The sequence below is a fragment of the Candidatus Obscuribacterales bacterium genome (genome assembly GCA_036703605.1).
Taxonomy (GTDB): Bacteria; Cyanobacteriota; Cyanobacteriia; order RECH01; family RECH01; genus RECH01.
Window position 1 is genome coordinate 1 of record DATNRH010000790.1, and the last position, 1,081, is coordinate 1,081.

Annotated in this window: 2 protein-coding genes; both read left to right on the forward strand. The window is 52.1% G+C overall.

The features are described from left to right. Positions 1 to 327 precede the first annotated feature (327 nt). Positions 328 to 654, forward strand: coding sequence for a hypothetical protein (locus V6D20_16430; GenBank protein HEY9817367.1), 327 nt, complete (start codon positions 328 to 330; stop codon positions 652 to 654). Beyond that, on the forward strand, positions 651 to 926 hold the full coding sequence (locus V6D20_16435) for a DAK2 domain-containing protein (GenBank protein HEY9817368.1): 276 nt from the start codon (positions 651 to 653) through the stop codon (positions 924 to 926). Before V6D20_16430 ends, V6D20_16435 begins: the two co-directional genes overlap by 4 nt. Positions 927 to 1,081 lie beyond the last annotated feature (155 nt).

Below are 1,081 nucleotides of genomic sequence, written 5' to 3' on the forward strand. Positions count from 1 at the left end.
GTCTCTTAGACTTAGGGATTGAGAAAACAACTCTCAAATCTGCAAATGAGACGGCAGATCTCTTACTAAAAAAAGTCCTACAGAACATGACGAAAGGTAGGAGACTGGGCTAACCTTCAGGCGCAGGTAGCAAAGTTGCCCTACTGCTAAACAATTTGGGATGCACCACTGCGATGGAGCTCTCTCTGATTGCCGGGCGTTGCTTGCACCTTCTTAGTATACACATTTTCGCTCTCTAACCTCTAGCGGAAGAGAATATTGAGGTAGAGCGTGCGTTTATGGGCCCTTTCATGACCGCCCTGTAAGCTTCGCGCTAATATCAGCGATATGGCTGGGATCTCTATTACAGTTCTCCCCGTTGAAGACGAAGAAGTGACACTCCTCGACGCGGAAACGACTGCACCAGGATGGCCCCGAACCATTGCTGCTAAACCTGCACCTGCCTCCTTTGATGACCCCTTACCCAAGCAAAATGCCACAATAGTGGACAAACCTGCCTGCGAGGAAGGCAAAAAGGTCGCAGAATTCCTCAAATCACTTCCGAGCTTCATCAAGGAGAAAGCAGCCACTTTCAACGAACTGGATGCCAAGGTCAGTTGCCCCGCTTCTTTCTCTCTCTCTAATGCCAGGTTGGAGATGGAGATCTTGGCGTGAGCTTAGAGCGCGCTATAACTGAGCTAGCCAAGACAGATCTTCCTGCTCACGACCTCTCTGCCATGTTCATTGCTATCTCGGGCGTGGTTCGTTCTGCCATGGGAGGAAGTAGCGGACCCCTCTTTGCTGGTTTGCAGTTAATTTCACATCCAGTCTTCTTCATGCGCGTCGGTACCTCCCTGGCCAATGCACCTGGAGATTACGCGGCGGCATTCTCTGCTGGTGTAGACGCTATGACCGAGTTAGGAGGAGCCCAAGTGGGTGATTGGTAGGAACTGCGAGATTAACGCAAGCACAATGATGGACGCCTGGAGACCTGCTCGCGACGGCTTTCAAAGTGGGGCAAAGGACGGGCTCATCCCAGGGCTTCAGGCAGCAGCCAAAGCTGCAGCTGCAGGAGCAGAGTCCACGATTGCCCTTCAGGCCA